The organism is Pseudogulbenkiania sp. FW507-F1, assembly GCF_058781125.1.
Genome location: NZ_JBYSWM010000027.1, coordinates 38672 through 45360 on the forward strand (window position 1 = coordinate 38672; position 6689 = coordinate 45360).

Consider the following 6689-nt stretch of genomic DNA (forward strand, 5'->3'; position numbering starts at 1 on the left):
ACGGTCGTATCGACCGTGCTCAAGGCACGGCCCGGCAAATCGACCGCACCGACTTCGCCTCGGGCGCGGCGTTCCCGATCAAATCCCACCGCTATCCGCCATGGCGAACCGCGCCGCGGCATGGTCCGGCTTGACGCTGCCGCCGTGCCGCAGCGGCACGGCTTCGGCCAACGTTGAGCCGGCTCGGGCCAGGCCCGGCATGCGGAAAAGAAAAATGGATGATCGGGAAAGGGTCAGGCGGGCCGAACGGCAGCGGGGAAATCGCCGCGGTACTGTTCGACGATGCTGCGGAAATCGGTGTCGGCCTTGAGCCCCAGGCATTCCCCGCGCGGCGACTCGAAGCGCGCCGGCCAGCTACCGACTATGCGGGCGATGGTGTCGTCGGGGACGAAGCGCACAAGGGAGCGCGCCTGGCTGCCGCCGACGCTTTCCAGCGCGTCGAGCATGTCCTGCACGCGCACCGTGAGGGCTGGTAGGTTGAGCGCGGTGCGGCCGCCGAAGGCCTCGCGGCTGGCTTCGAATACCGCGATCAGCCCGGCGATGGTGTTGGCCGGCGAGGCCAGCGCCACCTCGGTGTCGGGCGAGACCGGGCAGATCGCTTCCTGTCCCGCCAGGGGTTCGCGGATGATGCCGGAGAGGAAGCTGGAGGCGGCGCCGTTGGGGCGGCCCGGCCGCACCGAGACCGTCATCAGCCGCGCCACGCGGCCGTCGATGAAGCCCTTGCGGGTGTAGTCGGCCACCAGCTGCTCGCAGATGAACTTCTGCACGCCGTAGGACGACTGCGGCGTGGGCAGGGTGTCGTCGCGCACCACCGCCGGCAGAGGCAGCGCCGGGTCGCTGCCGAACACCGCCACCGAGCTGGAGAACACCAGGCGCGGCGCGTTGGCTGCAGCGCGCAAGGCGTCGAGCAGGGCGCGCGTGCTGTCGAGGTTGGAACGCAGGCCGAGCTCGAAGTCGGCCTCGCATTCGGACGACACCGCCGAGGCGAGGTGGAACACGCCGTCGAAACGCTCGCCGTTGAGCTGTTCGGCCAACTCGAGCACGGTGCCGACGCGCACCTGCACGCGCGGGTCGGCGCGCAGGTCGTCGGGTGCAGCCACCAGGTCGGCCAGCACCAGCCGTTCGATGGCGCGTCCGGCCAATTCGCCACGGGCGAGCAGGGTGCGCGCCAGCCGTGCGCCGATGAAACCGGCGCCGCCGGTAATCAAGAGCTTCATCGTTGGGCCTCCTTGTACGGCTGGAACCAGGCGAGTCCGGCCGAGGTGCCGTTGCGCGGGCGGTATTCGCAGCCGATGTAGCCGTCGTAACCCAGCTCGTCGAGTAGCGCGAACAGATAGGGGTAGTTCAGCTCTCCGCTGTCCGGCTCGTGGCGCTCCGGCACGCCGGCGATCTGCACGTGGCCGACGCCGGCTAGGTGGCGGCGCAGGCGCATGGCGATGTCGCCCTCCATGATCTGGCAGTGGTACCAGTCCATCTGCACTTTCAGGTTGGGCTCGCCTACCTCGGCCACGATGTCGTGCGCCTGCTGCTGGTGGCTGAGGAAGTAGCCCGGCATGTCGCGCTGGTTGATCGGCTCGATCAACAGTGTGATGCCGTGCTCCGCGCAGCGACGGGCGGCGTGGCGCAGGTTGGCGACGAAGGTGGCGCGCAGGGCGGTGAGGTTGGCGCCTTGTGGCACCAGTCCGGCCATGGCGTGCAGGCGGCGGCAGCCGGTGGCGTGTGCATATTCCAGCGCACGCTCCACCGAGGCGGCGAATTCCTCCTCGCGTCCCGGCAGGGCGGCGATGCCGCGCTCGCCCGCGGCCCAGTCGCCCGGCGGCAGGTTGAACAGCGCCTGGGTCAGGCCGTGGGCGGCGAGGCGGGCGGCGATGTCGGCCGCCGGGTAGTCGTAGGGAAACAGGTACTCCACGGCGCGGAACCCGTCTCGGGCGGCCGCGGCGAAGCGGTCGAGGAAGTCGTGTTCCGTGTACATCATGGTCAGGTTGGCAGCAAATTGCGGCATGGTGATCTCTTTGCTTCAGCTAATGAATGGTCAAGCAATGGGTAACCTGGATGGCGACATCGGCGAAGAGACCACGGACCAGGCGCCCGGAACGCAGCGTCGAATCGGGTCTCTGTCGCCGTGTTGACAACAGGTTTAGCGGTTAACCAGCTTGGCCGGCGTGCGCAATACCGCGATGGCGCCCACCACCAGGCTGCCGGCGAGCACGTACATGCCGGCGGCGGTGCTGCCCGTCATGTCTTTGAGTGTACCGATCAGGTAGGGGCTGACGAAACCGGCGAGGTTGCCGACCGAGTTGATCACCGCGATGCCGGCGGCGGCGGCCGTGCCGCCGAGGAAGGCCGTCGGCAGGGACCAGAACAGCGGGGCGCAGGTCAGCACTCCGGCCGCGGCCAGCGACAGGAACACCAGGGAGACGGCGGTGTTCTGGGTAAACGATGCCGCGACGACGAAACCGACGGTGCCCATCATGGCGGGGATCACCAGGTGCCAGCGGCGCTCGCGGCGGGCATCCGCGCTGCGGCCGAAGCCGTTCATGGCAATGATCGCGGAGAGGAAGGGGATGGCGCTCAGCACGCCGATGGACAGGTTGCTGGTGACCCCGGTCGATTTGATGAAGGTGGGCATCCAGAAGGTCAGTCCGTATTGACCCATCACGAAGCAGAAGTAGATCAGGCTCATGAACCACACCCGGGCGTCTTTGAACGCGCTCAGGGCGTGGGCGCTGTGGTCCTTGTGCTTGGTGTCTTCGGCGATGGCCTGGGCCACCACGCTCTTCTCTTCCTCGCTCAGCCACTTGGCCTTGGCCACGGAGTCGTCGAGGTAGTACAGCACCACCAGGCCCACCAGCACCGCCGGTACCGCTTCGATCACGAACATCCACTGCCAGCCGGCCCAGCCGCCCACGCCGCCGAAGGCATCCATGATGAAGCCGGAGAGCGGGTTGCCGAAAATGCCGGAGACCGGGATCGCCGACATGAACATCGCCACGATCTTGGCGCGCCGGTGCGACGGGTACCAGTAGGTGAGGTAGAGGATGATGCCGGGATAGAAGCCGGCTTCGGCCAACCCCAGCAAAAAGCGCATCACGTAAAACGCGGTGGGCGTGTTGACGAAGGCGAAACCTGCCGAGACCAGGCCCCAGGTGATCATGATGCGGGCGATCCAGACCTTGGCGCCGAAGCGGCTCAGGGCGAGGTTACTCGGCACTTCGAACAGGAAGTAGCCGAGGAAGAAGATGCCGGCGCCGAGGCCGAACATGGTTTCGCTGAAGCCGAGCTGTTGCGACATCTGCAGCTTGGCGAAGCCGACGTTGACGCGGTCGAGATAGGAAACCACGTAACAGAGGATGATCAGTGGCACGATGCGCCACGATACCTTGCTGAATACACTGTCTTCACGACTCATGGTGGCCGTGCCGGTTTGCTGCTGGGCAATACTGCTCATGGTAATGTCTCCTCTACTGTAGTTAATGTGCGCTACCGTGTTGTTTTTATTGGCGACGCACTGTCATTACCTGGAACGGGCCAGGGTGCAGCGTGACTGGTCTCCCAGCCGTACTACCAGCGCGCCGCGAAGGTGCGCCGTAATTCTTCGATCTGTTGTTCGCTCAGGGGCGCCGGACGGGGCTGAACGGTCAGCCACAGCCGGGCGGTTTCTTCCAGTTCCTCCAGCGTGGCCATGGCGTTGGCCGGGCTGTCGTGCCAGACGTTGGGGCCGAGCCGCTCCAGCATCACCGCCCGGATCGGCACGCCGCGCCGGCGCGCCGCGGCGATGGTTTCCGCCACCCGTTCGGCCGCCTCGGGGTCGCCGGGGCGGTGGTAGGGAATCAGCGGCACGTGGCCCACCTTCATCACGAAGTACGGCGTGATCGGCGGCACGATGTCGGCCTCGCTCCACACGCCTTGCAACGTCAGCGCCACCAGGTGGGTGGAGTGGGTATGGATCACGCAGCGCGCCTCGGGCTCGGCCTGGTAGATGCGCCGGTGCAGCGCCAGCGTCTTGCTGGCACGGTCGCCGCTTTGCTGCTCGCCGGCGGCATCCACCCAGGCGATGCGTTCGGGCTCGAGAAAGCCCAGGCAGGCGTCGGTGGGGGTGATCAGGAAGCCGCCGCCTTGTTCATCGTCCAGCCGCACGCTGATGTTGCCGGCGCTGGCGTGGACGTAGCCGCGCTCGAACAGCGAGCGCCCGACGCGGCACATCTCCTGGCGCAGGAAGTCTTGATCGGGTGTCATGTCACTGCACCTGCTGCAAGGCTTTGCCGAAGAAATCGACGCTGCCGAAGTTGCCGGACTTGAGCGCCAGCAGCAGCGGCCGGCCCTCCACCTGGGTCCACGGCACGCCGGGGTCGATGGCGGCGCCGATGCGCAGCTGGCTGACGCCGAGCGCCTGCACCACCGCGCCGGAGGTCTCGCCGCCCGCCACCACCAGGCGGCGCACGCCGTTTTCGGCCAAGCCGTGCGCGATCTGCGCCAGACACTGCTCCACCAGCTGGCCTGCACGCTCGACGCCGAGCTCGGCCTGCACCGCGCGCACGTCGTCCGGGCGCGAGGTGGCGTAGACCAGCGCCGGTTCGGCTTGCGCCAGCACCCAGGCGATCGCCTCGGCGGCGAGCGGACGGCCGGTGGCGAGTTCGCGCGGATCGAGGCGCAGCGCGGGGCGGCCGGCGGCTATCCAGTGTTGCACCTGGCCGTTGGTGGCCTGCGAGCAGGAGCCGGACAGCACCGCGGCAGCACCGCCGACGGCGGGCAGGTCGGCGGCGCTGGCATCCGGCGTTACCCAACCCCGCGCGGCGTAGACCTCGGACAGGCCCAAGGCCACGCCGGAGCCGGCGGTGATGAGCGGCAGCTCGGCGCAGGCGGCGGCGATGGTGCGCAGGTCGTTGTTGGAAATCGCATCCACCACCGCGCAGCGCACTCCCTTGCCGCGCAGTTCGGCAAAGCGCGCCTGCAGCGCCGCCGTGCCCTGCGCCACGGTGTCGTAGCGCGCCAGGCCGACGCGGCCGGAGACTTGCGCCTGCAGCACGTTGACCAGGTTGGCGTCGGTCATCGGGGTGAGCGGGTGATGGCGCATGCCGGAGTCGGACAGCAGTTGGTCGCCGACGAACAGGTGGCCGCGGAACACGGTGCGGCTGTTCTCCGGGAAGGCCGGGCAGGCGATGGTGAAGTCGCTGCCGAGCGCCTGCAGCAGCGCCTCGGCCACCGGGCCGATATTGCCCTCGGCGGTGGAGTCGAAGGTGGAGCAGTACTTGAAGTAGAACTGGCGCGCGCCGCCGGCACGCAACCACTCGAGGGCCGCGAGCGAATCGCGCACGGCTTCGACGCCTGGGGTGGTGCGCGACTTGAGCGCCACCACCACAGCGTCGGCGTCGGGCGCCGGGCCGTCCGGCACGCCGATCACCTGCACCGTTTTCAGACCCGCGCGCACCAGCATGCTGGCGACGTCGGTGGCGCCGGTGAAGTCGTCTGCAATCACGCCGAGGATCATGCGGCCTCCTTGCCTTGCGGCAGCTCGATGCCGGTGAGCGCGGCGTAGAGTTTGATCACGGCGCTGTCGTCTTCCTGGCCGTGGCCGGCGGCGGCGGTGCCGAGGTAGAGCTGGTGCGCGGCGGAGGCGAGCGGCAGCGGGAAGGCGAGCTGGCGTGCCGCATCCAGCACGATGCCCAGGTCCTTGATGAAGATGTTGACCGCCGACAGCGGGGTGTAGTCGCCGGCGAGGATGTGCGGCACGCGGTTCTGGAACATCCAGCTCATGCCGGCCGAGTTGCAGATCACCTCGTATAGCTCGTCGGGACGGGCGCCGGCGCGGATGCCGAGCGCCATCGCCTCGCAGGCGGCGGCGATGTGCACGCCGGCCAGGTGCTGGTTGACCATCTTCACGGTGGAGCCGACCCCGGCCTTGTCGCCCAGGCGGTAGATCTTGCCGGCGTAGGCCTCGAGCAGCCCGCCGGCGGCGGCGAACGCTTCCGGCGTGCCCGACGCCATCACCGTCATCTCGCCGGCGGCGGCCTTGGCCGCGCCGCCGGACACCGGGCCATCGATCAGGAACACGCCGCGCTCGGTCAGGCGCGCTTCCCACTGTGGCGGCAGGGTGGGGTCGACCGTGGCGGCGGTAACCACCACCGAGCCCGGCTTGAGATGGGCCGCGATGCCGTCGTCGCCGAACAGCACGCTCTCGGTCTGCGCGGCGTTGACCACCAGCACCAGCACCACGTCGCTGTGCCGCGCCAGCTCGGCCGGGCTGCCCGCCACCTTGCCGCCCTCGGCGGCAAAGCGCTCGCACACCTGCGGATTGAGGTCGAAACCCCAGGTGCCGACGTCGCGGCGCAGGGCGCTCAGCGCGGCACCGAACCCCATCGAGCCGAGGCCGATGACTCCAAGCGTTTTACTCATCTTTTGTCTCCGTCTGTCTCGAGTGGGGCGGAGGTCGGCCCGCACTCGATTTTCTGAACTGTGGGGTGATGCGGTGCCCCGACGCTGCCGTCGAGAGCGGTCAGCCACGCGGGGTTTTTACGTCTTGTAATCTTGTCATCAGGTTATCATACAAGTTTGATGGAAACGCAAGAAATGTTTCGGGGTGGTTTTGCTGCTGTTGCATAAATGCAGGAGAGGCAGTGCGGTGGCGGGCGGGGCCGGGGACACGTCATATCAGGACGTGCCCGGCGGCGGGGTGCCGGGGAGGGGGGCGG

At 68.3% G+C, this 6689-nt stretch carries 6 protein-coding genes; all 6 read right to left on the reverse strand.

Translation table 11 applies throughout. The features are described 5' to 3' along the window. Positions 1-233 precede the first annotated feature (233 nt). The 6 genes from denD to ltnD all read right to left on the reverse strand — a co-directional run bounded on the left by denD (position 234) and on the right by ltnD (position 6501). On the reverse strand, positions 234-1217 hold the full coding sequence (gene denD / locus AC3WG5_RS15695) for a D-erythronate dehydrogenase (RefSeq protein ID WP_492569469.1): 984 nt from the start codon (positions 1215-1217) through the stop codon (positions 234-236). Then, complete coding sequence (gene otnI, locus AC3WG5_RS15700) at positions 1214-2002, reverse strand: 2-oxo-tetronate isomerase (protein ID WP_492569471.1); 789 nt, start codon at positions 2000-2002, stop codon at positions 1214-1216. Before otnI ends, denD begins: the two co-directional genes overlap by 4 nt. Before the next feature lie 135 nt (positions 2003-2137). Beyond that, positions 2138-3448, reverse strand: coding sequence for an MFS transporter (locus tag AC3WG5_RS15705; RefSeq protein WP_482582832.1), 1311 nt, complete (start codon positions 3446-3448; stop codon positions 2138-2140). A 113-nt stretch (positions 3449-3561) separates the two neighbouring features. Next, positions 3562-4236 carry a class II aldolase/adducin family protein gene (locus AC3WG5_RS15710; RefSeq protein WP_492569472.1) on the reverse strand — a complete coding sequence of 225 codons (675 nt, stop codon included), beginning with the start codon at positions 4234-4236 and terminating at the stop codon, positions 3562-3564. A gap of 1 nt (position 4237) precedes the next feature. After that, positions 4238-5488 (reverse strand): 3-oxo-tetronate kinase, encoded by a 1251-nt coding sequence (gene otnK, locus AC3WG5_RS15715; protein WP_492569473.1) that lies wholly within the window; start codon positions 5486-5488, stop codon positions 4238-4240. Continuing rightward, positions 5485-6501, reverse strand: a complete 1017-nt coding sequence (gene ltnD, locus AC3WG5_RS15720) for an L-threonate dehydrogenase (RefSeq protein ID WP_492569475.1) — start codon at positions 6499-6501, stop codon at positions 5485-5487. The genes otnK and ltnD overlap by 4 nt, the downstream gene beginning before the upstream one ends. Between the last annotated feature and the right edge of the window lie 188 nt (positions 6502-6689).

Coding starts and splice junctions, on each gene's coding strand:
- denD (WP_492569469.1), bottom strand. CDS start 1,217: ATGAAGCTCTTGATTACCGGCGGCGCCGGTTTCATCGGCGCACGGCTG.
- otnI (WP_492569471.1), bottom strand. CDS start 2,002: ATGCCGCAATTTGCTGCCAACCTGACCATGATGTACACGGAACACGAC.
- AC3WG5_RS15705 (WP_482582832.1), bottom strand. CDS start 3,448: ATGAGCAGTATTGCCCAGCAGCAAACCGGCACGGCCACCATGAGTCGT.
- AC3WG5_RS15710 (WP_492569472.1), bottom strand. CDS start 4,236: ATGACACCCGATCAAGACTTCCTGCGCCAGGAGATGTGCCGCGTCGGG.
- otnK (WP_492569473.1), bottom strand. CDS start 5,488: ATGATCCTCGGCGTGATTGCAGACGACTTCACCGGCGCCACCGACGTC.